The following is a 24,408-nucleotide window of genomic DNA, read 5'->3' as shown; positions in this document are numbered from 1 at the left end:
CCTACGACGTCACTGTCGAGGGAGCGATCTTTGCAGGGATGCCGGTGTTCTCGTCCACGTGGTAGCTCGCACACACACGGTGGTAGCCGTCGGCGATCTGCGCCGGTACTCCGGCGCGGAAGTCTCCCTGCACCAGCAGGATCGGAGACAGCGCGATCCCCTTGCGGATCTTCTTCAGGTCCGCGGCAACGTGCGGGTTGTCGACAGGCAGCAGGGGTAGCCCGGCAGCCCGCAGGATGTCCTTGGCCTTCTTCGAGACCAGCGTCGCCGTCTTGAGGGCGTACACGAGAGCCTGGACCTGGACCGGCGTCGCGCCCAACTGGAGGTAATCGCGGGCTGCCGGGTAGTCGTGCTCGTCCGGCAGGTCCTTCCAGAGAACGGCAGGAGCCTTCTCGGCTACCTTCGGCTCTGCTGTCTTGGGAGCCTTCGGCTGGGCTGCCTTCGACGTTTTGATCTTGGCCATCTGTGCTGTGTCCTTCAGTGTCGGTCCGCGAGCGGAGCTGGTGCAGAAATCGTGCACCATCAGCGCCGCAGGCACCACATCGGAGCTGTTTGGCCCCCTAGGCGGCGGGTAATCAGCAGACTGCGGGGGAACGAGCAGGAGGCGAAGCAATGAAGCGGATTCTCGCAGTGCTCGCAGCGCTGATCCTGGCGGTGTTCGCACTGACCGCGTGCAGTGACAACAACGATTCGTCGGACAACGATTCGGCCGATCACGACGGCATGGCGATGACCAGCATGCCGACCAGTATGTCGATGCCGAGCATGCCTCTGGGTATGTCGACGCCGGGAGCGTCGTCGATGGGAATCGTGATCAGCGGTTTCGAATACTCGACGCCGGAGTCGGTGATGCCCGGACAGGTACTGACCATTCAGAACAACGACACCGTCGAGCACTCGGTCACGTCCGATACCGCGGGGTTGTTCAACGAGGACATCGAAGCGGGTGAGACGGAAACCATCACGGTGCCGAACGAGCCTGGAACGTACACGTTCCACTGCACCTACCACCCGAGCATGCACGGCACCTTGACGGTCAAGTAGAGGTCGGCCCGTCCGGCGTAGCTTTTGCTCCGGAAACTTCGGCGGCGCGCAGCCGATCAGGCTGGTGGAGAACAGATCCGGGTGTACGGTTTTCAGGTGCGCCGGAGAATTGCGATCAGTGTCGTCACGCTCGTGGTTTGCGCCCTCGGCTTTTCGCCGCCTGCGCTCGCGGATTCACCGAACGGCTCGTATTCGTCACAGCTGCTGTACTTCTCGGTCGATGTCGGGCCTGAACTCTCGACGCCGTGCACCGTCGTCGGTGAACTCTTTGTTCCCGATGGTGTCGACGCTGACAACCCAGCTCCCGCGATCCTGACCACCAACGGGTTCGGCGGTTCGTACAAGGACCAGATTCCTGCCCTGCAGAACTTCGCCGAGAACGGGTATGTCGGACTGACGTATTCGGGATTGGGTTTCGGCGGCACGAGTTGCAAGATCACACTCGACTCTCCCGCATACGACGGTGTCGCCGCTTCCCAGTTGGTCAGCTTCCTCGGCGGCCAAGAAGGGATTGCCTTCACGGATCAGGCTCTGACGCAGCCCTATCCGGCGCTCACCACGGTCGTTCAGGACTCCGTCGATCACACCGGTGCACCGTCGACGAACGACCCGCGGGTCGGAATGACGGGTGGCTCTTACGGCGGCGGGATTCAATTCGCCGCCGCGAGTGTCGATCCCCGTATCGACACGATCATCCCCATGATCACCTGGAACGATCTCTCGTATTCTCTGGCGCCCAACAGCACCGGGATCATCTCCGGAGTGTCGACTGCGGAGCCGGGAGCCGCGAAGGTGCTCTTTGCATCGCTGCTCTTCGGCGCGGGCATCGCGAATCCCGGTGTGGACGGTTACATCGCAGATCCCGCACGGCTACCCGGCTGCCCGAACTACGTCCCTTACATGTGCAACGCGATCGCCGAGGCGGTGGTGACCGGCGACATCGGACCGCAAGTAGTGAGTGAGCTCCGAGCGTCGTCGGTCTCGTCGTTCGTCGACCGGATCAACATTCCGGTACTGCTTGCTCAGGGGCAACAGGACACCCTGTTCGATCTGAACGAGGCAACCGCGACTTACGACGCGCTGAAGGATCGTGGCGTCGAAGCCAAGATGATCTGGCATTCGTGGGGGCACAGCCACTTGGCCGCTGCGCCGGGCGAGTTCAGCTTCTCCGCACCCGACGAGGATACCCAGTACGAGACCGGTCGCTTCATGGACTGGTTCGATCACTACCTCAAGGACGAGAACACGGAGACCGGCCCGGAATTCGCGTATTTCCGCAACTGGATCGACTACGAGGGAAACGCGGCACCGGCCTACGCGACGTCCGACACCGTCGATGTCGGGACCGCTCGCGCCTTCCATCTGTCCGCTGACGGGGGACTGCTACCGGACGGCACGCCGGTGATACCGGGTTCGAAGACGATCGTCACCGCACCGGCTGGGCTGCCGACGGGCGTAGAGCCACTCAATATCAATCCGGCCGGAAACATTCCGAATGCACAGATTCCGGGAACCGAGGCGCTCTGGACCACTGCGCCGATGACCGAGGCTATGGACGTGGTGGGAGCCCCCACTGTGACGCTGCGTGTTGCGGCGCCCGGACAGCCGGTGGTGTTCGCGAAACTCTACGACGTGGCTCCGGACGGAACTTCCTCGCTGATCAACGGACTCATCGCGCCCATACGCATCAGTGATCCGTCGCAGCCGGTGCCGGTGACGATGCCGGCGATAGTGCACCGATTCGAGCCAGGGCATTCCGTGCGTCTCGCGATCACCGGTGGCGACATCAGTTTCCGTGGGGGATTGCAGGGCATGCCGGTGACGATCTTCGCCGACGGGTCCGGCCCCCTCGAACTTCCCGTCGTGGGCTGATACACCGTGGGCTGATACACCGTGGGCTGAATTTCAGCGGGTGATGGTTCGACTGTCGCCGCGGAACTCGGCCACGACGGCGTCGCCATTGCGAACGGTCACGTCGTAGATCCCACTTCGGCCGCCTCGAGCCTTCTCGGTGGCGACCGCGGTCAAGGTGTCGCCCAGACGGGTCGGACGCAGAAATCTGATGTCCGCGCGCGCTGCAACGGCTGAATCCTCGTAGCCGTTGCAGGCGAGCGCAAACGCGGTGTCCGCGAGCAGGAAAACATAACCGCCGTGTGTGATTCCGTGACCGTTCACCATGGTTTCGCCCACGGTGACGGTCACGGTTGCGCTACCGGGCGCCAGCTCGGAAATCTCGATACCGAGTGCCTGCGATGCCTGGTCCGCGTCGAACATCTCTCTGGCGGTGATGCTTCCTGTACTCACGAGACAACTCCTGTGTGATCGGGAAATTGCAGGGGTCTAGAGGACCGAGACAACTTCCTGGACATACATGTCGACCGTGCCGGTGGCAAAGTTTGCGACATCTTTTCCAGCGGCGCCCATCTCCGGGGACTTCAGGCCGCTCTGCATAGTCTCGAGATCGGGAAACTCGAGGTTGGCGACGGCATAGAAGACTGGATCGGAGCCGTCCAGCGTCGAGCACTTGCTGAACGTGAAGTCCGAGAGCCCTGGCACTGCGCTGGCGAGCGGGACGTGGATCTCGTTGTAGTACTTGTCGAAAGCCTCCGGATCGGTGGGGCGTCCGTAACACACTGCTACTCGATAGGTCATGTGCTTTCAATTCCCTTCGGGGCGAGTCTTGGCTACCAGAGTCAGGACGTCGTATGTCGCGACCGGATCGTTGTCCTGGTTCGTCACCACGGCGTCCCAACGAACCTCACCGTAGTCGGCGCTGCTGCGAGGTGTGATGGTCTTGGCTGTGAGGGTGACCGTCAGGCTGTCTTCGGCCTTGACCGGAGTCAGGAACCTGAGGCTGTCCACGCCGAAGTTCGCGAGAACCGGGCCGGGAGCCGGGTCGACGAACAGGCCCGCAGCGAGTGAGACAACAAGATAGCCGTGCGCGACGATGCCGCCGAAGAGTGGATTCGCCGCAGCGGCCACCGGATCGGTGTGAGCGTAGAAGGTGTCACCGGTGAACTCTGCAAAATGATCGATGTCTGCGAGTGTGACCTGGCGCGGACCGCCGACAACAGTGTCACCGATCTTCAACTCGGCGAGACTCTTTCGGAATGGATGTTCGGATCCGGTCGTGCGCTGCGATCCGGTGAACCAGCGCTCGCCGACTGCGGTGAGGACGTCGGGTGTGCCCTGTACGGCGGTCCGCTGCATGTGGTGCAGAACTCCGCGGATGCCACCCAGCTCCTCACCGCCGCCGGCACGGCCGGGACCGCCGTGTACGAGGACTGGAAGGGGAGAGCCGTGGCCGGTGGATTCCTTGGCGTCGTCGCGGTTCAGCACGAGCACTCTGCCGTGAAAAGCTGCGAGACCCAGCACCAGTCGACGTGCGATGTCGGTGTCGGCAGTGACCACCGAGGCGACGAGGCTTCCCTCGCCACGGGCCGCGAGTTCGATCGCATGATCGATGCCGTCGTATCCGATGACGGTGCTGACGGGTCCGAAGGCCTCCAGTTCGTGTACCTCGTGCGCATTCTCTTCCGCCCGGAGAAGGACTGGGGAAAGGAAGGCTCCTGACTGGCCGTCGGCACCGACCACGTCGACGTTGTCCGGGTCTCCGAATACGATAGTTGCCGACTTCGTCAGACCGCGAATGGATTTCAAGACCTCATCACGCTGTTCGATGCTGGCGAGAGCTCCCATAGTGACGCCATCAGCATCGGGGTGTCCCACGACCACTTTGTTCAGTCGCTCGGATGCGGCATCGACAACGGCGTCGACCAGCGAGAGCGGGACCAGGGCGCGCCGGATCGCCGTGCACTTCTGGCCCGCCTTGACCGTCATCTCGGTGACGAGTTGTTTGACGTACAAATCGAATTCGGGCGTTCCTGGTACGGCGTCCTCGCCGAGGATCGACGCGTTGAGTGAATCGGCTTCGGCATTGAAATGGACGCCCTTGCCGACGACGTTCGGGTGAGCACGCAGCGTTGCCGCGGTGTCGGCGGATCCGGTGAATGCCACTGAGTCCTGCCCGCCGAGGTGATCGAGGAGGCCGCGTGCACTACCGGAGAGCAGTTGGACGGAACCCTCTGGGAGCAAGCCTGACTCGATGATGCGCCGGAAGACGAGTTCGGTGAGATATGCCGTGGAACTGGCAGGTTTGACGATGGACGGCACCCCCGCGATGAATGCCGGTGCCAGCTTCTCCAGGAACCCCCACACCGGGAAATTGAAGGCGTTGATCTGCACGGCGACGCCGCGACGTGATGTATAGATGTGTTGCCCGAGGAAGGTTCCGCCCTTGCCGAGAGGCTCGACGTTTCCGTCCAGAAAGACTGTGCTGTCGGGCAATTCGCGCCGAGCCTTGCTCGCGTAGCTCAGCAGGGTCCCGAATCCGCCGTCGATGTCCACCCCGGAATCTCGCGTCGTCGCACCGGTGGCAGTGGAGAGTGTGTAGAACTCGGCTTTTCCTGCCATCAACGTGAGGGCGAGAGCCTTGAGCGCGCCGGCACGTTCGTGGAAGGTCATCGCGGACAGTGCAGGCCCGCCGACCTCGCGGGCGTACGTAACCATCTCGGCGAGGTCGATGCCGGTTGCGGAGATCCGGGCCACCTCCGATCCGTCCACTGCGCTCGGCAACGGGGTACCTGCGTCCGGTGCGGCGTACCACTGACCGGCCACATAGCTTTCCAACAGTCTGCTCACGACAACTCCATCTCACCGTACGTTCGGTCGGTAATTACGATCGCCCGGTAACGCCGCGTTGTCAAGGATTCGGCAGAACTGCCTGGAGTCAGGCCTTGCGAAGTCCGTCGAAAGTGACGGCGACGACCGCGTCGGCGATGTCGGAGACGGACTCACCCGCTCGGGGTTTGTACCACTCGATCAGTGAGTTGACGGTGCCGAACATCAGCTTGCTGGCGAGGGCTGGTTCGATGTCCGGGCGCAAGTCTCCCTCCGCTGCGGCGGACGCGACGAGACCTCCGACGAAGTTGTCGAATTCGCGTCGACGAGCTAGCGCGGCGCGCTCGACCGTCGTGTTGCCGCGGACGCGCAGGAGCAGGGTGACGTATGGAAGCTCTGCGACCAGCACCTCTACGCTGCGCCGGACCAGGTATTCGAGCCGGTCGATGTACGGACCGGTGGTGGCGCCCTCTTCGGTCGTGACCGCAAACAGGGCGTTGAGTGCACGCGAAAGGGCGAGTTCGAGAAGTTCTGACTTTCCGGACACATGGTGGTAGATCGAGGACTTCGTGATGCCGAGTTTCTTGGCGAGCACCTCCATGCTGGCGCCGTCGTAGCCCTTGTCGTTGAACACCTTCACGGCCACGGCCAGGAGCGAATCGAGGTCGTAGCCGGGACGTCCGGGGAGGCCGGTGCGTCGAGTGGGGCGTGCCGTAGTCATGTCCCCATCTTCTCAGTTCGGGCAAAGCTGTGCACCATCCTCGTTCTCACCCTTGCCAAACGACCGAATGTTCGGTTACTAATGGAGAAGAGTGAGAAGGAGCGAATGTGAACACCCTGCACGTGGACGAGCGCGAGGATCGCGTCGTGGTCACCCTCGACAGGCCCGCGCAATGCAATGCGATCAACGCGGAAATGATCGACGAACTGCATCAGGTTTGTGGACGCCTCGAACGGGATCCGAAGCTGCTCCTGCTTGCGGGGCGCGGCGACCACTTCGCAGGCGGCGCTGACATCGCGGAGCTCCGAGAGCGCGGACGAGAGGAAGCGTTCGCGGGTATCAACCGCACGCTGTTCGACCGAATCGGAAAGCTCCCGCTTCCCACCGTGGCCGCCGTGAGCGGCTACGCGCTCGGCGGTGGGGCAGAGTTGACCTACGCCTGCGACATTCGCATCGCGACAACGACGGCGGTCTTCGGGAATCCGGAGCCCAATCTCGGCATAATGGCAGCCGCCGGCGCCAGCTATCGACTGCCGAAGCTCGTCGGCGTCTCGATCGCGAAGCAGGTGCTCCTCGGTGCCAGGAACCTCGACGCCGAGCAGGCGCTACGAGCGGGCCTGGTTGTCGAGGTAACCGAACCGAACTGCCACGTCGACGCAGCGCATCGGCTGCTCGACCGCATTTCCCGACTGTCCCCGCTGGCACTGCGATTGACCAAGATCATCGTCGATGCGCCGGGATCGCATCCGTTTGCCGACGACATCGCCCAGGCCGTCCTGTTCGAGAGTTCGGACAAGCGCGATCGCATGACGGCCTTCCTGGAGAAGAAATTATGACTGAAGCAGTTGCACCGAAGACCGTCGGAGTCATCGGCGGTGGACGCATGGGTGCGGGTATCGCCCAGGTGTTCGCCAGTCTCGGCGGGGCGGTCACCATCGCGGAGAGTGGCGACACCGCGGCCGCGTTGCAGCGTGTTTCCGCCGGCCTCGACAGAGCTCACGAGCGAGGGAAACTCGACGACCAGGACCCCGCGACGGTGCTGGCGCGCGTGAGCACCGTGGACGCAGTGACCTCGTTGCCACCGTCGCTCGACCTGATCGTCGAGGCGGTCCCGGAAATTGCGGCCCTCAAGGTCGAGGTGCTCGCCGCTGCGGAAACCGTTGCCGGAGAAAGCACCGTGATCGCCAGCAACACCAGTTCCATGTCGATCGCCGAACTCGGCGCAGCGCTGACGGATCCGGGCCGGTTCATCGGTATGCACTTCTTCAATCCAGTCCCGGCGTCGCTGTTGGTCGAGATCGTCCGGGCGCCTCAGACCCGCCCCGAGGTTGTCGACTCGGTACGAGCATGGGTGTCGATGCTCGGCAAAGCCGAGGTGCTCGTCAACGACTCACCTGGTTTTGCAACCAGCCGGCTTGGTGTCGGTCTCGGGCTCGAAGCCATCCGCATGCTCGAAGAGGGTGTGGCGGACGCGGAATCGATCGACCGAGCAATGGAATTGGGGTATCGGCATCCGATGGGCCCGCTGCGTTCGACAGATCTGGTCGGGTTGGATGTGCGCCTGGCGATCGCCGAACACCTCGCGAGCACGCTCGGTGATCGATTTGCACCTCCAGCACTGCTGCGAGAGAAGGTGGCTCGCGGCGAGTTGGGGCGCAAGACGGGACAGGGTTTTCACACATGGAGCTGAACCGAACTGCCTGCGAAAGGAACATCGATGACTGACGTGATTCGCTTGGAGATCGAGCGAGGTTTGGCGACAATCACTCTCGACCGACCCAAGGCCGCCAATGCCGTCAACGGCGAAATGAAGTCTCAGCTGCTCGAAGCGTTGCTGCAGGTCCACGCGGACGCAGAGGTTCGAGCGGTGTTGATTCTCGCCGAAGGCAAGAACTTCTGCGTCGGTCAGGATCTGGGCGAGCACGCCGCAGCGTTGGATGCTGATCCGGCGCACGCGATGGATACCGTCGAGGCGCACTACAACCCCATCGTCACGGCGCTGTCGACGCTCTCTGTCCCGGTGGTGGTGGGTATCGGCGGTGCCTGCGTCGGGGCCGGGTTGGGAATCGCGTTGGCCGGAGACATCCGTGTCGTGGGGGCTCGCGCGAGCTTTGCGACGGCATTCACCGGCATCGGTCTGGCCAGTGACTCCGGGCTCAGTCATGCGCTCGTGCACGCGCTCGGACCTAGCCGCGCCAGTGGCCTGATGTTGCTCGGCGACAAGTTCGACGCGCAGAGCGCGCTGGAGTGGGGCTTGGTTCATCGCGTGGTGGCCGACGAGGACGTCGCAGCTGAGGCTCGGGTACTCGCGCGTCGGCTTGCCGACGGACCCACCGCGGCCTTCGCCCACGTGAAATCGCTGATCCGTGCCGTTGCTCCTGGGCTTTCCCGGACTCTGGCGGCCGAGGCGAACGCACAGGTGGAGCTGGGTTCCACGGCAGATCATCGAGGCGCAGTCACGGCTTTCCTGTCGAAGCAGAAGCCGGTTTTCGGGGGCCGCTGATTTCTGGTGCGGCGAAAGATTCTCTTGTGTGCTGGGACACCTCGGTGCATACTAGTTACCAACCGATCATTCGGTAATAAAAGGTAGGTACGATGACCAACGTGGAAGCTCCACAAGACCTGCAGAACCTGTTCGACGAGACGATCGCGGCAGACCAGCGCATCGAGCCTCGCGACTGGATGCCGGACGGCTACCGCAAGACTCTGATCCGTCAGGTTGCCCAGCATGCGCACTCCGAAATCATCGGAATGCAGCCCGAGGGAAACTGGCTCACCCGTGCGCCTTCGTTGCGACGCAAGGCGATCCTGATGGCGAAGGTCCAGGACGAAGCCGGGCACGGTCTGTATCTCTACTCCGCGGCCGAGACACTCGGTGCCGATCGTGGCGATCTGACCACCAAACTGATCGAGGGAAAGCAGAAGTACTCCTCGATCTTCAACTATCCGACGCTGACATACGCCGACGTGGGTGTGATCGGCTGGCTGGTCGACGGAGCTGCTATCTGCAATCAGGTTCCGCTGTGCCGCAGCTCCTTCGGGCCGTATGCGCGCGCGATGATCCGTGTGTGCAAGGAGGAATCGTTCCATCAGCGGCAAGGCTTCGAGCTGTTGGCGACGATGATGCGCGGCACGGAAGCTCAACGGGCAATGGTGCAGGAAGCCGTCGACCGATGGTGGTGGCCCGCTCTGATGATGTTCGGACCGCCGGACGACGAATCGCCGAACACCGAGCAGTCGATGAAGTGGCGCATCAAGCGGCACACGAACGACGAACTGCGGCAACGATTCGTGGACATGTCGATACCGCAGGCCGAGATACTCGGTGTGACCTTCCCTGATCCCGACCTGCGCTGGAACCCCGAGCGTGGCGCACACGATTTCGGCGAGCCGGACTGGAGCGAATTCATGGACGTGGTCCGCGGCAACGGAGCGGCGAGCGTCGAGCGGATCACCAATCGGAAAGCCGCACACGACAACGGGGCCTGGGTTCGCGACGCCGCGTACGCCTTTGCACAGCGCGAGAGACTCGCGCACGATCGCACGACTGGGGAAACATCATGAGCGAGAACGATCAGGTACAGCGCGATCAGGTGCGGGGCGAATGGCCTTTGTACGAGGTATTTCTGAGGGGAAAGCGCGGACTGAACCACGTGCATGTCGGATCCCTGCGCGCGGCAGACGATCAGATGGCCCTACGCCACGCGCGCGACGTCTACACCAGACGTAACGAAGGCGTGAGCATCTGGGTCGTGCCGTCAGCGAACATCGTGGCTTCGAGTCCGGCAGAAAAGGATCCGTTCTTCGCGCCGAGCGGCGACAAGGTCTACCGGCACCCGACTTTCTACGACATCCCGGACTCCGTTCCGCACATGTGAGAATCACTTCGACTTCGAGGACCAACAGATGAACGATCACGACAGTGCCTACGACGGCCTGGTCGACGGCGACGGCCACGGTCAGTGGGCGTTCGGAACCAGCTTCGACGACCCCCTCGCCGGAGTCGACACCACGGTGCCGGATGACGTCGATCTCGGTGCGCTGGCGCACTACTGCCTCATGCTCGGCGACGACGCGCTCGTCAGTTCGCAGCGCCTCGCCGAATGGTCGACGCGGGCACCGGAACTCGAAGAAGAGGTAGCTCTCGCGAATGTCGGTCTGGATCTGATCGGACAGGCCAGGCTGCTGCTGGCTCGCGCGGCAGCAGCCGATTCCACTGTCGTTCCGTTCATCTCGGACACGTCGCCGGTGCCGGCTGAAGATGCGCTTGCCTTCTTTCGTGATCAGTTCCGTTTCCGCAACGTGAGACTGGTGGAGCTCGCCAACGGCGACTTCGCGCACACGGTCGTTCGGCTACTCGTGTTCTCGACCTGGCGGCTGGCGCTGTTCGATCGGCTCCGCACATCGCGGGACCCGGTCCTCGCGGCCGTGGCGAACAAGGGCGTCAAAGAACTGACCTACCACCGCGACTACGCGGCAAGATGGGTCGTCACGTTGGGCGCCGGCACGGCAGAATCCAAGCGTCGGACTGCCGCGGCCCTGCTCGAGATCTTCCCGTTCGTGGACGAACTCTTTGTTCCCACCCAGGACGAACTCGTTTTGGCAGAAGTTGGCGTCGGAGTGGATCCGCGTACTGTTCGGCCGGAGTTCGACGCTGTTCTTGCCCAGGTCCTCCATGCAGCCGAAATGGAAGAGCCCCCTTCGCGTTTCTCCGGTTTCGTCGGCGGCCGCGGCGGGCGTGCCGGACTGCACACCGGGGCACTGGGGCTACTTCTCGCCGAAATGCAGAGCGTCGCTCGGGAGCATCCGGAAGGGGTGTGGTGACCGTGACTGCCGCTACCGTCTCTTCCGCTACTGTCTCTTCGGCGCAGGAGATCGTCGCCTCGGTGATGGATCCGGAGATGCCACTGTTGACCTTGGCCGATCTCGGCGTCATCCGATCGGTCGACGTCGAAGCGAACTTGGTCTGTGTGACAATCACTCCCACCTATTCCGGGTGTCCGGCGATGGCGACGATGCGAGACGACATCGAGCACAAGCTGACCGACGCGGGGTACGGCAGCGTCCAGATCAAGACTCAACTGTCGCCGCCTTGGAGTTCGGATTGGATCAGCGAAGAGGGGCTCGCGAAACTTCGGACGGCCGGGTACTCGGTGCCGGGGGCCGCGCCGCGTCGCACCTCCGGCCCAATCGCCTTGACCTTGACGGCCAAGCCGCGCGACATCCTGTGCCCCCAGTGCGGTTCGGCAAACACCAGACTGAGTTCGGAATTCGGTGCGACCCTGTGCAAAGCGCTCTATCGCTGCCTCGACTGCCTCGAGCCGTTCGATCACGTGAAGGAGATCTGAACAGATGAGTACTGCAACGACGAACCGGAACAAACCATTTCACCCGTTGACGGTCGCCGGTGTCGAATCACTGTGCGACGACGCAGTTGCCGTCACCTTCGACGTGCCTGCCGATATCGCCGATCAATTCGACTTCGGCGCCGGGCAGTCACTGACACTGCGGCGGATGATCGACGGCGTCGAACACCGTCGCTCCTACTCGATCTGTGCACCGGTAGGGGCGTCTCCACGGGTGGGGGTTCGCGAAGTGGCAGACGGACTCTTCTCCTCCTGGTTGGTGCGAGACGTCAAGGCCGGGGATCGAATCGACGTCCAGGGCCCTTCGGGCAATTTTGTCGCCGATCCGGCATTGGGTGGACGGCACGTTCTGATCGCGGCGGGCTCCGGAATCACGCCCATGTTGTCCATCGCTGCAACACTGCTGGTGAACCCCGAGGCCGATGTCACCCTGCTGTACGGGAACAGGCGCACCCGTTCAGTCATGTTCGCCGAAGAGATCGCCGACCTGAAGGACCGGTACGGTGCGCGCCTGGACGTTATTCATGTCCTCTCTCGCGAGCCGCGCGAGGTCGAGTTGTTCTCGGGCCGTCTCGACGCCGACCGGTTGCGTGAGATCTTCACCTCTCTCGTTCCGTGCGACCAGGTCGACGGCTTCTGGTTGTGTGGTCCGTTCGGGATGGTCAACGACGCCCAGGAAGTACTGGCCGGCTTGGGAATTGCCAAGGATCGCATCCATCACGAGCTGTTCTACGTCGACGACGTCGCTCCGCCGGTTGCAGTGCATCGTGAGCGCGGAATTGTCGGACCGAGCAGCGAGGTGACTATTACTCTCGACGGTCGATCGACCACCGCGACACTTCCGCGAGACCAGTCGATTCTCGATGCAGCGGAACAGTACCGATCGGATCTGCCCTTCGCGTGCAAGGGCGGGGTCTGTGGAACGTGTCGCGCCAAGGTCACCTGCGGTGACGTCGAGATGCGCAGGAACTACGCACTCGAAGACTACGAAGTCGACGCGGGTTTCGTACTGACCTGCCAGACCTTCCCTGTCGGTGAACAGATAACAGTCGATTTCGACGCCTGACCGCCCGCACAGCGCCCTCACTGAGCCCACCGGAGACAATCATGACCGAACTCGCCACTGCTACATCGCAAGACATCGAATTTGCCAGTCGGGACCGCATTTCGACGCTCCAACTCGAGCGGATGCAATGGTCCCTGATGCACGCGTACACCAATGTTCCGCACTACCGCAAAGCTTTCGACGACGCCGGCGTCCACCCGAGCGACTTGAAGGATCTGAGCGATCTCGCGAAGTTCCCCTTCACCACCAAAGCGGATCTACGTGAGAACTATCCGTTCAAGATGTTTGCAGTGCCCCAGGACCGGGTCTCGCGAATTCACGCGTCTTCGGGGACCACCGGTCGCCCGACGGTGGTGGGGTACACGAGCAACGACCTGAACAACTGGGCCGATCTCATCGCGCGCAGTCTCTCGGCCGGCGGCGTGCGGTCTTCGGACAAGGTTCACGTGGCTTACGGGTACGGTCTGTTCACCGGTGGATTGGGAGCACACTACGGTGCGGAGCGCTTGGGCTGCACGGTCATTCCCATGTCCGGTGGCATGACCGAGCGGCAGATTCAACTGATCGAGGACTTCGAGCCCGACGCCATCATGGTGACTCCGTCGTACATGTTGACCATCGTGGATGCGATGATCAAGAAAGGCATCGATCCCTCGAAGACCTCACTGAGGGTGGGAGTTTTCGGAGCGGAGCCGTGGACCGAACAGATGCGTACCGAGCTGGAACAGCAACTCGACATGCATGCGGTCGACATCTACGGACTCTCCGAGATCATGGGCCCGGGTGTGGCAATGGAATGTGTGGAAACCAAAGACGGGCTCCATATCTGGGAAGACCACTTCTACCCGGAGATCATCGATCCGGTCACGGGCGAAGTGCTGCCGGACGGTGAAGAAGGTGAGCTGGTTTTCACCTCTCTCACCAAGGAAGCGCTGCCCATCATTCGCTACCGAACCAGGGACCTGACCCGTCTGTTGCCCGGTACGGCGCGCTCGATGCGTCGGATGCAGAAGGTCACCGGCCGGACCGACGACATGATCATCCTGCGTGGGGTCAATCTGTTCCCCACACAGATCGAAGAGCTGATCCTGACCGTCCCCGCCCTGGCACCCCAATTCCAGTGTGTGCTGGAGCGTCCGGGCCGGATGGATACTCTGACAGTGCGCGTCGAGGCTCGCCCTGACGCGGCAATTTCCGATCATGCGGCAGCGTCTTCGGCGTTGCAGAAGCTGGTGAAGAACAAGATCGGTGTCACGGTCGAGGTGAGCGTTCTCGAACCCGGCGGACTCGAACGCTCGATCGGCAAAGCGCGTCGTCTGATCGACCAACGTCCGAAGGACTGAAACTACTCCAGGGCCATGCGGGTGGCGAAGATTCCGAGAATGCCACCAGCTAGCCATTTCTGAGCCCGCATCCACACCGGACGCGCCATGAGGAAGGTCGACACGGCTGCCGCACAGCACACGATCAACGCGTTGACGGTGACTGCGACCAGGATCTGCACGCCGCCGAGTACGAGTGCCTGTTGCCAGACCGGACCCGCAGTGGGATCGACGAACTGGGGGATCAGGGCCGCGTACATCAGCGCAATCTTGGGATTGAGCAGATTGGTGGTCAACCCCATCCCGAACAGACGGCCGCTACCGTGGCGGTCGACCTCGCCCACCTCGAAAGCGGACTTCCCACCTGGTCGGAGTGTCGACCAGGCGAGATAGGCCAGGTACAGGGCACCACCGATTTTCACCGCGGTGAACACCGTTGGTACGGCGAAGAGAACCGCCGTCAGCCCTGCACACGTGGCGGCGAGGTAGACCAGGAAACCGGTTGCGACTCCGCCGAGCGAGATCAAACCCGCCCGGCGGCCCTGGCTGATGCTGCGGGACACCAGATAGATCATGTTGGGGCCCGGTGTCAGAACCATCGCCAGGGCGATCAGCGCGACTCCCGTCATCGACGCTGACGTGATCATGTCGGTCTCCCACTACTCGATGCGTATGTTTCGTCGAGTACACAAGGGTTTGCAGTCGCGCGCCAAGGTCCAGTTCGCAGGCAGTGGTCCGCTCAGGTGTTGGCCCAGCTGTCGGGCCCGAAGACCTCGTAGTGGATATTCTGTGCCGGGACGTCCCTTTCGAGCAACGATGCGCGCATCGCCAACATGAACGGCATCGGCCCGCAAAGGAAGGCTTGGGTATCGGGCTCCACTGCAATACCTTGCAAATCCGCCCGTCCTTCGTGAACCGATCCGAACGCAACGTGCGTGCCGAGATCCTCGTACCAACGGTGCAGGGTTGCGGCGGGGATCTGGTCGACGAGTGTGCTGAGTTCTGCGCGGTGCGCGTGATCCGCAATGGATCGATCCGCATGGATGACAGATACCGAACGGTCAGCGCCGGTGTCCACGAGATGATTGAGCATCCCGATCATCGGTGTGCAACCGATTCCGGCCGACGCGAGCAGGAGCGGTGAGTTGTCGTCCGGCATGGTGAGATCGCCGAAAGGTGTGGTGACGGAGAGTTCTTGACCTTCGAATACGTTGTTGTAGAGGAAGTTCGACACTTCGCCATCGGGAGTTCCGGAGATTCGCTTGACGCTGATCCGCCAGTCTGCGCTGCTCGGTATCGAACACAGGCTGTATTGACGGATCTGGCGGGCGCCGTCGGGCAGCGTAACCCCGACCGAAAGGTACTGTCCGGGAGCGAAGGTGGGGAGTGCGCTACCGTCGAGCGACGTGAGTGTCAGTGAGACCGTGTCGGCGGACTGAAGAACTCGTTCACTGATCCTGACTGTGCGCCAGACGTCACCGGCGTCCACGCCGGCGAGTTGGTAGAGGCCACGCTCCATCGTGATGAGGGTTTCCGCCATCAGCCAGTAGACCTCGTCCCAGGCTGCTGCGACGTCGGGAGTGACTGCATCGCCGAGTATTTCGACGATCGCGGCAAAGAGGTGTTCGTGCACGATTGCGTACTGGTCGGGTGTGATTCCCAGCGACGCATGCTTGTGGGCGATACGTGAAAGTATGAGATCGACCTTGGCGCTGTCCGGCTCGAGCTGAAGCGTCGCGAATGCCGCGATGGCGCCGGCGAGAGCCTTCTGCTGTTCGCCCTGCTTCTGATTGCCGCGATTGAACAAATCGCGTTCGAGTTCAGGATGCGCGTCGAACATCCTGCGGTAGAACAGGGTTGTGATATCGCCGATGGCAGCGCCGACCACGGGAAGGGTGGCGCGAATGACCTCGGTTGACTGTGGGGAAAGCATGAGCTGCTCCGTTCGGTCGAAATTCGATTGATCAGCCTGCTTCGTCGCTCCGGGTGGTGAGGCGTAGCAGGACAGTTTTGGACGGCTGCCGGATGACGTCTTCGATCGTGACCGCGTCGAGTGAAACGAAGAACGCTTCCTGTGCTTCGCGCAAAGCGCTCCGAAGGAGGCAACCTCCGCGCAGTGGGCACGGTTTGTCGCCTTCGCAGTCGACGACTTCACCCGGGCCTTCGAGGCGTCTGGCCAGCCAGCCGATGGTGGCGGTGCGGCCGAGTTCGGTGATGGAAAGCCCACCGCCGCGGCCGCGCCTGGTTGTCACGATGCCGAGCTCACCGAGCCGTGTAACCACCTTGGTGGCATGGGAATACGACACGTTGAGCTGCTGCGCAACATCCCGAGTGCTGGGGGAGGCATCCGCGTCGAGTACGGCCAACCGCATGACGACGCGCAATCCCAGATCGGTGAACTGCGTCAGTTGCATGATCTGAACCTACATAATTCGCATCTGAGATGACTATTTATGTGAGGGGGATCTCGAGGTGCCCCAACCAGGGCGAACGGTACGTTCGGCGCCTCCAGTGCGCTGAACGTGCCGTTCGCTCAGAGGCGGGCGGCCGAACCCCCGGCAACGACGCCGAGAAAGTGGGGTGCTCGCCAACCTCGCGCCGCAAAGTCGCGGCTCACCGACGCGATGACCTCCGCTCCGCTTCCTTCCGGAACCAGCGCGATGGCCGAGCCTCCGAATCCGCCGCCGGTCATCCGCGCACCGATCGCGCCGCCGCGTCGTGCTGCAGCAACGGCGACGTCGAGTTCATCGCACGAGACCTCGAAGTCGTCGCGCAACGAGGCGTGCGAGTTGTCGAACAGCTCGCCGACGTCACTGAATCTGCTGTTGCGCACAAGTTCTGCGGTCTTCCGCGTCCTCTCGATCTCGGTCACGACGTGCCGTGCCCGCGCCCGGAGGATCGGGTCTCGCACTGTCTCGGCCTGGCCTGCTGTAGCCTCTCGCAAGCTGCCGACGCCGAGAGCTGCTGCTGCAGCGACGCATTGAGAGCGCCGCATTCCGTACTGTCCGTCTGCGAGTGAGTGTTTGACCCGGGTGTCGATGACGATCAGGTCGTAACCTGCACCGTGGAGTTCGAAAGGTATGGGTTCGGTGGATCCGTCCTGGCAGTCCAGCAGGAGCGCAGTCGAGGGCTGAGCAAAGAGGGCAATGGTTTGATCCATCCCTCCGGTCGGTGCGCCGACGCCGTCGTTCTCGGCCTGGATGCACACCTGTACCAGCTCATCGCGGGCGAAAGGTGAATCATGAAGTTCGTTGACGGCCAACGCAACCGAACAGGTGAGGGCAGCGGAGCTCGACAGCCCGGCCCCGACCGGTACCGACGAGTCGACGGCAAGATCGATTCCTTCGATCGGGAGGCCTCTGCGCGCAAGAGACCACAGAACGGCTGTGGGGTAGGCGGCCCACCCTGTGGCGATGTCGCCGAGGGGCCCGGTGTACGTCTTGGCGGATTGCCGACTGTGCACGCGGACGACCCCGTCGCTGCGCAGTGCGACGGCAACCAGTGTTCGCTGCTCGAGAGCGACCGGTAGGCACAATCCACCGTTGTAGTCCGTGTGTTCACCGATCAGGTTGACTCGACCGGGTGCCGCCCACACTCCGGTTGCCGGATAGCCGTAGGTGGCGTGAAACTGTTGGAGCACAGAATTGTTCGAGACCGTATCCACTATTTCAACTCCCGTAGGCGGGCCGCGACTGCCTCGGGAACGGTGTCGTTCACCCAGGCGCCCATGGCGGACTCGGACCCGGCGAGGTATTTGAGTTTGCCCGGTGCGCGCAAGATCGAGAACAGCTGAAGATGCAGTCGGCCCAGAGGTCGGTCGATGCGGACGGGAGCTTGGTGCCAGGCCGCGATGTACGGTACCCGGTCGACGCCCGGATAGAAGCGATCGATACGGCGTAGGAGATCTTGGTAGACGACCGCAAGCTCGTCGCGCTCTTGGTCGTTCAGCGAGGGAAGGTCCGGGACGTCTCGGTGCGGTGCCAGGTGAATCTCGATGGGCCATCGTGCGGCGGTCGGGACGTAGGCGCTCCAGTGATCGCCGTCGTAGATCAACCGGGCCTTGTCCTCGCGCTCGAACGCCAGAACATCGGCGAGTAGTGAGCGACCGGTGCGCTCGAAGTGTTTGTGCGCCTGCGTCAGCATCGATCGGGTGCGTGGCGTGACATACGGGTATGCGTAGATCTGTCCGTGTGGATGGGTGAGTGTCACCCCGATTTCTTCGCCGCGGTTCTCGAAGCAGAACACTTGTTCCACAAGCGGATCCGCCGACAACTCTTCGGTCCGAGAAATCCAGGCACCCACAATCGTGCGCATGCGTTCGAGTGGAAGCTCGGCGACGGACGCCGTGTGATCGCTCGAGAAGCACATCACTTCGCAGTGACCGGCCGCTGGGCGATCGCCCGCACCGTCTCCGGGACTGTCAATGGCTTCCTCGGGCGCCGCGGCAAAGCTCGGAAACCGATTCTCGAACACCGCGACGTCGTAGTCTCCGTCGGGTATCTCTGTGGGCGTGCGTGTTTCGTCGGTCGGGCACAATGGACATTCGGCGGCGGAGGGGAGATGTGTCCGTGTCATGCGATGCGAAGCCATGGTGATCCACTCCCCGGTGAGAACGTCGAATCTCATCCGAGACGAGTGGTCGAGAGCCGGCAATTCGCGGGAATCTCGCGCAGAGTGGGCGCGGGCACTGCCGGCATCGTCGAAGTAGAAGATCTGACGCCCGTCGGCGAGGGTGCGACGGGTCGGATCCTGCTTGGGTGTCATGCGTCGACTTCCCATTCCAGAACACCCTTGCTGACAACGGGTTTCCACACTCCGATCGTTGATCCTGTTTCCAGCGCTACGGCATGGGCGGCCAGCATTACCGAGATGGACGCCCAGATCGGACCGCCGTTGTCAGTGGCGTCCGAGGCATACTCGGTCACACAATGGTGGAGTGCGCCGCTGCGGGTGTCCACGAAGTAGTGGTACTCGTCCAGTCCGGCGAAGGGAACGAACGAGGGGATGAACATGGTTGCGGCAGTGCCTGCGTCGCGTTGATCGTGTCGATCCATCTCGTCCTCGGCGTAGAGGTCTGGATTCTCGTAGATCGTCTCATCCCACGTTTCGAGCAGAGTGAGACGAACTTCTGTTGCGACGTCGATGGGGTAGAAGAATTTGTCCGGGAGCACGCTGCCGAGAAAGAGGCCGGTCCGGTCGTCGTGGGTCAGGCTGCCGTTGTGGACCCGATACAGGTCGCGAAGTTCCTGGGGCCACGTGACGCCGGTCGAGGCTTCGAATTCCTCGATAACGGCGTCACCGAGTCCTGGTTGAAACGCTGCAGCCGTCACCGGTGCGTGTGTACGGCACCACGCTTCGATTCGGCTCCATTCGTTTGCAACGCTCATGGGCTTTACGATACGTCCGAGTCAGGACCCGTGAATCAGGTACTGCAGTGTGTCCACGAGCTTTCGGTCCGAAGCCTCGGACTTTCGGCCGGTGATTCCCGATCGGAGAATTGCGGAACCCTCGAGCAGGCTCACGATGGTCTGCGCTGTCGCGCCAAGTTCAGTCGCATCCAGCTCCGGTTGTGCACACGCGACTGCGCGCTCTACGTGTGCGATGTACTGGGCGTAGAAGTCTCGAAGCACGACCGCGACTTCTTGGTCCGCCGCTGCAATGGCCCATACTTCGACGTACAGACGCACCGTGGCCTGGTCGTCCTGTTCTCCGAGCAGGACTCCGATGAAGTGTTCGGATTCCTCGCGGGAAAGGCTCTGATCCGTATCGGGGACGACGGCAAGGCGATCCAGTGAGCGGGTCAATGCACGTGACATCACTGCGCGTATCAGATCTGCACGGGTGGGGTAGTAGTGCTGCAGATGTCCTACCCGCACTCCGGCCGCGGCTGCGAAATCGCGCATTGCCGAGTTGGCATTGCCCTGAGTAGTGAGGACCTGTTCTGCTGCGTCGAGAAGTGCTGCCGCACGGGCGGCGCCCTTGGAGAGGGTCATGGTCGCAATACTGCCACCCCGAAGCTCTCCAACTCGGAGACGGTGCGGCGAGGGTTCGGAAGCGATTCGGGGAAAGTGACTCCAGGCCGGGCATCGTCGGCCAAGGCTCGTCTGACGGCCAGCGCGCCGCCCACCGCGGTGAGGTGAGCCTGGCCCTGCCGGTCGACGATTGTCGCGCTTGTCGTGCCGCTCGGGCCGGTGACATCGATGCGTACTTGCGCGCTCCCGCCCTTGCCCGGCGAGTACAGGAGTCCGCGTCGTAGCGGTGTGAAGCGGTCGCCGCGACCCCAATGGAACAGACCCACCTTCTTGGCGGCGAGCAGCGCAGTTGTGGATGCATTCGAACTGAAACCTATTCGAGTGCTGGCAGTTTCGGCGCCCAAGGTCATGGGGAACGTGAATTGTTCCGGAGTGTCGATTCTTCCGACCTTGGTGCGCGATCCGGGGAAGTCGACCCAGCGTGTATCCGTCAACGGGCTGACGGTGATCGGGTTTCCTTGCTGCATCACCTCGAAATCCTGCCCGAGCCGATCGATGAAGTCGACGGAGTCCAGCCCGGCAATGTCGTTGACGTCGTAGCGAATCGAGACGTCGATCGTGCTCGCGCCACCCAGTTCCTCGGCCAGCGCTGCGGCGACGATATTGGTGACTCCGCCCATCCATCCGGACGACAGGTACACCGGTGCGCTCGGCGACTTCTGACCCGCCAGAGTGGCGGCGCGAGCGACGCGGGTTGTCCAGCGGGTGATGTCCACGTACGGAATGCCGGCCTCGACGGCGGCGGACAGGACACGATCGTGGGGATCGTTGACCGTCGAAACGACCGCGCGTACGGACGCGTCGAAGGGTGTCGGGTCGAGGAGGTCCCAGCGGCGGACGGAAGCGCCGTGACGGCCGGCCAGTTCGTCGCCTCGCTCGGGGGTGCGTCCGGTGAGGAGTAGTGGGAAGTCGGGGGCGAGCAACGCTGTCAGGGCGCTGCCCACGGTTCCGTATCCGCCGGCCACGAGGATCGGGCCGTCGGCTGAATACTGCAATGAATCGGTCATGCACCTAACTCTAGGTCAAATGACCTAAAACGTCGAATGGGGTTCTTTCCGCTGCTCAGTCCCGGTGTCGCACGATGTTGACGACGTTGCCATCGGGTGCCCGGACGAGGAATCGGCGAACACCCCACTCTTCGGTCGTTATGGGGTGCACGATTTCGTAGCCGAGCCTGCGGGCCTCTTCGTAGGCGCCGTCGACGTCGTCCGTGTGGACTGAGATGACCGAGTCCTCGGCTGCAGTGGCGTCGTGCGTGACGAGCTGTACGTTCGCGCCGGTGTCGGGAGAGGTGTAGCGAGCGACCCACCCCATGTTGAACTCTTCGGTGCTCAGGCCGAGAAAGTCGGAGTAGAAGCTCTTGGCGGTTCCGACATCGGCGACTTTGAGATTGGCGGTGATGCGTCGAGCGCGCATGTGGTTCTCCTACCCTCGGTAACAGATGCGCTCGATGATCGTCCGAAAGCGGAGCCATGTCGACTGTGCCGTCCGAAGATGCGGGCCGCCTGGTTGATTCGATCTGTCACTGCGGATCGAACGAGCTCACAGTTCCCCACCGTGAGAAGGGAAGGACGATCAATTGAACCTTGCCGATGACATTGTCGATCGGCACCGTTCCACTGTGTTCGTCATCGAGATGGAAACGTGAATCCTTCGAATGGGCGCGGTTGTCGCCCATCACCCACAGGTTCCCGTCGGGAACCGTGACCGGCCCGAAATACCTTCCTTGACAAGAGGTATCGTTGCCCGGAATGCGCTTGTCGATGTACGGCTCGGTCAGCGGCTTGCCGTTCACCCGAAGCCCCTCTTCCTCGGACAGACACTGTACGGTTTGGCCACCGACCGCGACTACCCGCTTCACGAGGTCGTTTTCGTCCGGCGGGACCAAGCCGACGATGGACCCGAGTCCCTGAAACGCGCGAACAATCGAATTGTCGGATCGAATGGATTTGTACTCGTCGTTCCAGGACTCGGGTCCCTTGAACACGACCACATCCCCAGGTTGCGGATCCCCGAATCGATAGCTGATTCTGTCGACGAGGATCTTGTCTCCCGTGCAGCCGGTGCATCCGTGAAGTGTCGGTTCCATGGACTCCGACGGGATCAGAAAGATGCGTCCGACGAAGTTCTGAATGACAACACTCAGGACAAGTGCGACGACAACGAGGATCAGAATCTCACGCCACAGTGGACGTTTCCTCGGGTGATCGGCCACTGCCGATTCAGTGGAGTCGGTCGAGTCCTCGTGGGCGTCGGATTCCGTCACACTCCCGACAATAGATGGCGCAACCAGTCGTCGGCCCGATACGAATCTTCTCGGTTCGTGGGTCTGTCTGTCGGCTGACATGCTTCGGAATTGGATCACATCACGCGCGAAGATCCGGTCGAGGTCGGCAATCCGCGCAGTCCTGACCCAAACATCTTGCCGACGAATACCTTTCGAAGAAGCAGGTTGAACAACTCTCCGAGATTCAAGCGTGCAGCACGCCCGCGCCTCTGTTGATCGATTGGCACAATCTTTTGCGAGATGGGCATTCTCCCACTGAAGCGTCGGTGCGAGACAGCGCCTCGTGAGGACGACTGTACTTCCGGGCATTTTCTCTCGAACTTGGATTGACCGCACGAAAACCTGATGTTTGGGGGGACAATCATCTGGGGCGATCACCTGGGGCGACAAGTCGAGGAGATGCAAATGTCCGAGGCCAAATCCGAAAGCACTGAGTCTTTTTCTGAGACGACACCGCCGGCGGAGCCGTCGAAACAATCGGTGCTCAGGCGGTACTACCCGGCTGCGGTGCCCGTCGTCCTCGGCCTGATCATCTATTTCATGCCTGTTCCGGACGGTGTGGATCCCAAGGGCATGCACATGCTCGGAATCTTCGTCGGCACCATCGTGGCGTTGATCTTGCAGCCTCTGCCGACGGGTTCTGTGGCGCTGGTAGGCCTGTCGATCGCCATGATCACCCAGACCGAGACGCCGACGGAAGCGTTGTCCGGCTTCAGCAATACCACGATCTGGCTGATCGTCGCGTCGTTCTTCATTGCCGAAGGCTTCCTGGTCACCGGACTCGGGAAACGGGTTGCACTCATGTTCGTGACCAAGCTCGGCAAGTCGAGCCTCGGTTTGTCCTACGGAATGGCGTTGACGGACTTGATACTTGCTCCGGCGACACCGTCGAACACCGCCCGCGCTGGTGGCGTCGTCTATCCGATCATCGTCTCACTGAGCAAGTTGGAGGACTCCAATCCCGAGCCCGAGGACTCTCGCAAGAAGCTCGGAGCATATCTGCTGCTCACGTCGCTGCAAGTCAACGTCGTGACCTCCGCGATGTTCATCACCGCCATGGCGGGTAACCCCGTCGCCGTCGATGCGGCTGCCAAGATCGGCATCGACATCTCGTGGGGCAAATGGGCGCTGGCAGCATCGGTTCCGGGAATTGCGAGTCTCATCGCGATCCCGTGGGTGATGTCGAAGATCTTCCCGCCCACGATGTTGAAGACTCCGAAAGCACCCGAGCAAGCCAGGGAGGAACTGCGCAAGGCAGGTCCGATCAGCCGCAACGAGAAGATCATGGCCGCCACCTTCGTTCTGCTGCTGGTGCTCTGGTGCCTGGGCTCGCAGCTCAACGTCAACGCCACTACAACAGCATTCGTCGGAATCGGCATCCTGTTGGTGACCAAGGTGCTGACGTGGAACAACCTGGTCCACGACACCGGGGCGTGGCAGACGCTCGTGTTCTTTGCCGTTCTGGTCGGTATGGCAAGCCATCTCGAAGAACTCGGCGTGATCTCGTGGATCGGAACCCAGGTCTCCTCGAGCGTCGACGGTTTGCCGTGGATCTGGGCTTTTGCGATCCTGACCTTGGTGTACTTCTACGCGCACTATCTGTTTGCGTCGAACACCGCGCAGATCATCGCGATGTACGCGGTGTTTCTCGGCGCGGCGGTGGCAACCGGTGCGCCGCCGCTGTTCTCGGCCCTGGTGTTCGGCTTCATCGGCAGCCTGTTCGGCGGTATCTCGCACTACGCGTCCGGTCCGGCCGGAGTGATCTACGGTTCCGGATACATCAAGACCTCGGAGTGGTTCCGAATCGGTTTCGTGATGAGCGTCGTGATCATCCTGATCTGGACGATTATCGGCGGCGCGTGGATGAAGCTGATCGGCGCCTGGTGACGA

Annotated in this window: 27 protein-coding genes; 12 read left to right on the top strand and 15 right to left on the bottom strand. The window is 62.3% G+C overall.

The genetic code is table 11. From position 1 onward, the window contains the following. Position 1: 1 nt before the first annotated feature. The gene (locus P0M12_RS09770) at positions 2 to 463 is read right to left on the bottom strand and encodes a hypothetical protein (protein ID WP_231915062.1); all 462 of its coding nucleotides are present in this window, start codon (positions 461 to 463) and stop codon (positions 2 to 4) included. 149 nt (positions 464 to 612) lie between these two features. On the opposite strand from P0M12_RS09770, the gene P0M12_RS09765 reads away from it, so the two are divergent. Both P0M12_RS09765 and P0M12_RS09760 read left to right on the top strand, forming a co-directional pair. Further along, complete coding sequence (locus tag P0M12_RS09765; RefSeq protein WP_007730597.1) at positions 613 to 1,044, top strand: cupredoxin domain-containing protein; 432 nt, start codon at positions 613 to 615, stop codon at positions 1,042 to 1,044. A 96-nt stretch (positions 1,045 to 1,140) separates the two neighbouring features. Continuing rightward, the gene (locus P0M12_RS09760) at positions 1,141 to 2,916 is read left to right on the top strand and encodes a CocE/NonD family hydrolase (protein ID WP_277377629.1); all 1,776 of its coding nucleotides are present in this window, start codon (positions 1,141 to 1,143) and stop codon (positions 2,914 to 2,916) included. Between the two features lie 33 nt (positions 2,917 to 2,949). Here P0M12_RS09760 and paaI read toward each other — a convergent pair whose 3' ends face one another. From paaI to P0M12_RS09740, 4 genes are all read right to left on the bottom strand, one after another. Beyond that, entirely contained in the window at positions 2,950 to 3,318 is a 369-nt protein-coding gene (gene paaI / locus P0M12_RS09755; protein ID WP_047269444.1) for a hydroxyphenylacetyl-CoA thioesterase PaaI, read from the bottom strand. A 66-nt stretch (positions 3,319 to 3,384) separates the two neighbouring features. Further along, positions 3,385 to 3,696 carry an EthD family reductase gene (locus tag P0M12_RS09750; RefSeq protein ID WP_007730606.1) on the bottom strand — a complete coding sequence of 104 codons (312 nt, stop codon included), beginning with the start codon at positions 3,694 to 3,696 and terminating at the stop codon, positions 3,385 to 3,387. Between the two features lie 6 nt (positions 3,697 to 3,702). Next, complete coding sequence (paaZ, locus tag P0M12_RS09745) at positions 3,703 to 5,745, bottom strand: phenylacetic acid degradation bifunctional protein PaaZ (protein ID WP_030536074.1); 2,043 nt, start codon at positions 5,743 to 5,745, stop codon at positions 3,703 to 3,705. An 88-nt stretch (positions 5,746 to 5,833) separates the two neighbouring features. Continuing rightward, positions 5,834 to 6,445, bottom strand: coding sequence for a TetR/AcrR family transcriptional regulator (locus tag P0M12_RS09740; protein WP_007730612.1), 612 nt, complete (start codon positions 6,443 to 6,445; stop codon positions 5,834 to 5,836). 107 nt (positions 6,446 to 6,552) lie between these two features. On the opposite strand from P0M12_RS09740, the gene P0M12_RS09735 reads away from it, so the two are divergent. From P0M12_RS09735 to paaK, 9 genes are all read left to right on the top strand, one after another. Beyond that, the gene (locus P0M12_RS09735) at positions 6,553 to 7,281 is read left to right on the top strand and encodes an enoyl-CoA hydratase/isomerase family protein (protein WP_277377628.1); all 729 of its coding nucleotides are present in this window, start codon (positions 6,553 to 6,555) and stop codon (positions 7,279 to 7,281) included. Then, positions 7,278 to 8,135, top strand: a complete 858-nt coding sequence (locus P0M12_RS09730; protein ID WP_007730617.1) for a 3-hydroxyacyl-CoA dehydrogenase family protein — start codon at positions 7,278 to 7,280, stop codon at positions 8,133 to 8,135. The genes P0M12_RS09735 and P0M12_RS09730 overlap by 4 nt, the downstream gene beginning before the upstream one ends. A gap of 27 nt (positions 8,136 to 8,162) precedes the next feature. Next, the gene (locus P0M12_RS09725; protein ID WP_277377626.1) at positions 8,163 to 8,948 is read left to right on the top strand and encodes an enoyl-CoA hydratase-related protein; all 786 of its coding nucleotides are present in this window, start codon (positions 8,163 to 8,165) and stop codon (positions 8,946 to 8,948) included. A 92-nt stretch (positions 8,949 to 9,040) separates the two neighbouring features. Beyond that, positions 9,041 to 10,009, top strand: a complete 969-nt coding sequence (gene paaA / locus P0M12_RS09720; protein WP_007730621.1) for a 1,2-phenylacetyl-CoA epoxidase subunit PaaA — start codon at positions 9,041 to 9,043, stop codon at positions 10,007 to 10,009. Further along, on the top strand, positions 10,006 to 10,323 hold the full coding sequence (paaB, locus tag P0M12_RS09715; RefSeq protein WP_007730622.1) for a 1,2-phenylacetyl-CoA epoxidase subunit PaaB: 318 nt from the start codon (positions 10,006 to 10,008) through the stop codon (positions 10,321 to 10,323). Before paaA ends, paaB begins: the two co-directional genes overlap by 4 nt. A gap of 28 nt (positions 10,324 to 10,351) precedes the next feature. Further along, positions 10,352 to 11,269, top strand: a complete 918-nt coding sequence (paaC, locus tag P0M12_RS09710) for a 1,2-phenylacetyl-CoA epoxidase subunit PaaC (protein WP_042446423.1) — start codon at positions 10,352 to 10,354, stop codon at positions 11,267 to 11,269. Positions 11,270 to 11,334: 65 nt separating this feature from the next. Further along, positions 11,335 to 11,793 (top strand): 1,2-phenylacetyl-CoA epoxidase subunit PaaD, encoded by a 459-nt coding sequence (paaD, locus tag P0M12_RS09705; RefSeq protein WP_047269445.1) that lies wholly within the window; start codon positions 11,335 to 11,337, stop codon positions 11,791 to 11,793. Positions 11,794 to 11,797: 4 nt separating this feature from the next. After that, entirely contained in the window at positions 11,798 to 12,877 is a 1,080-nt protein-coding gene (gene paaE / locus P0M12_RS09700) for a 1,2-phenylacetyl-CoA epoxidase subunit PaaE (protein WP_064687859.1), read from the top strand. Between the two features lie 41 nt (positions 12,878 to 12,918). Next, positions 12,919 to 14,220, top strand: a complete 1,302-nt coding sequence (gene paaK / locus P0M12_RS09695) for a phenylacetate--CoA ligase PaaK (RefSeq protein ID WP_042446417.1) — start codon at positions 12,919 to 12,921, stop codon at positions 14,218 to 14,220. 2 nt (positions 14,221 to 14,222) lie between these two features. On the opposite strand, the gene P0M12_RS09690 is transcribed toward paaK, so the two are convergent. The 10 genes from P0M12_RS09690 to lepB form a co-directional block, all read right to left on the bottom strand. Further along, positions 14,223 to 14,846, bottom strand: coding sequence for a LysE family translocator (locus P0M12_RS09690; RefSeq protein WP_042446415.1), 624 nt, complete (start codon positions 14,844 to 14,846; stop codon positions 14,223 to 14,225). Positions 14,847 to 14,938: 92 nt separating this feature from the next. Next, the gene (locus P0M12_RS09685) at positions 14,939 to 16,132 is read right to left on the bottom strand and encodes a globin domain-containing protein (protein ID WP_003942968.1); all 1,194 of its coding nucleotides are present in this window, start codon (positions 16,130 to 16,132) and stop codon (positions 14,939 to 14,941) included. Between the two features lie 31 nt (positions 16,133 to 16,163). Further along, entirely contained in the window at positions 16,164 to 16,613 is a 450-nt protein-coding gene (locus P0M12_RS09680) for an Rrf2 family transcriptional regulator (RefSeq protein ID WP_003943059.1), read from the bottom strand. 119 nt (positions 16,614 to 16,732) lie between these two features. Further along, on the bottom strand, positions 16,733 to 17,863 hold the full coding sequence (galK, locus tag P0M12_RS09675) for a galactokinase (protein ID WP_277377625.1): 1,131 nt from the start codon (positions 17,861 to 17,863) through the stop codon (positions 16,733 to 16,735). Next, positions 17,863 to 18,963: a galactose-1-phosphate uridylyltransferase gene (gene galT, locus P0M12_RS09670; RefSeq protein WP_065455024.1), complete on the bottom strand. Its 1,101-nt coding sequence runs from the start codon at positions 18,961 to 18,963 to the stop codon at positions 17,863 to 17,865. The genes galK and galT overlap by 1 nt, the downstream gene beginning before the upstream one ends. Next, positions 18,960 to 19,586, bottom strand: a complete 627-nt coding sequence (locus P0M12_RS09665; RefSeq protein WP_042446400.1) for an SMI1/KNR4 family protein — start codon at positions 19,584 to 19,586, stop codon at positions 18,960 to 18,962. Before P0M12_RS09665 ends, galT begins: the two co-directional genes overlap by 4 nt. A 21-nt stretch (positions 19,587 to 19,607) precedes the next feature. Next, on the bottom strand, positions 19,608 to 20,192 hold the full coding sequence (locus P0M12_RS09660; protein WP_007730752.1) for a TetR/AcrR family transcriptional regulator: 585 nt from the start codon (positions 20,190 to 20,192) through the stop codon (positions 19,608 to 19,610). Beyond that, entirely contained in the window at positions 20,189 to 21,238 is a 1,050-nt protein-coding gene (locus P0M12_RS09655; protein WP_221742270.1) for a saccharopine dehydrogenase, read from the bottom strand. The genes P0M12_RS09660 and P0M12_RS09655 overlap by 4 nt, the downstream gene beginning before the upstream one ends. 55 nt (positions 21,239 to 21,293) lie before the next feature. Next, on the bottom strand, positions 21,294 to 21,647 hold the full coding sequence (locus P0M12_RS09650) for a glyoxalase superfamily protein (RefSeq protein ID WP_003942961.1): 354 nt from the start codon (positions 21,645 to 21,647) through the stop codon (positions 21,294 to 21,296). Between the two features lie 106 nt (positions 21,648 to 21,753). Next, on the bottom strand, positions 21,754 to 22,497 hold the full coding sequence (gene lepB, locus P0M12_RS09645) for a signal peptidase I (protein WP_042446389.1): 744 nt from the start codon (positions 22,495 to 22,497) through the stop codon (positions 21,754 to 21,756). A gap of 426 nt (positions 22,498 to 22,923) precedes the next feature. On the opposite strand from lepB, the gene P0M12_RS09640 reads away from it, so the two are divergent. Beyond that, a complete protein-coding gene (locus P0M12_RS09640) occupies positions 22,924 to 24,405 on the top strand; it encodes an anion permease (RefSeq protein ID WP_047269403.1) in 1,482 nt (493 codons plus the stop codon). Positions 24,406 to 24,408 lie beyond the last annotated feature (3 nt).

The sequence above is a fragment of the Rhodococcus sp. RCBS9 genome, assembly GCF_029457415.1.
Lineage (GTDB): Bacteria > Actinomycetota > Actinomycetes > Mycobacteriales > Mycobacteriaceae > Rhodococcus_F > Rhodococcus_F qingshengii.
This window is presented reverse-complemented; position numbering and strand designations above follow the sequence as displayed.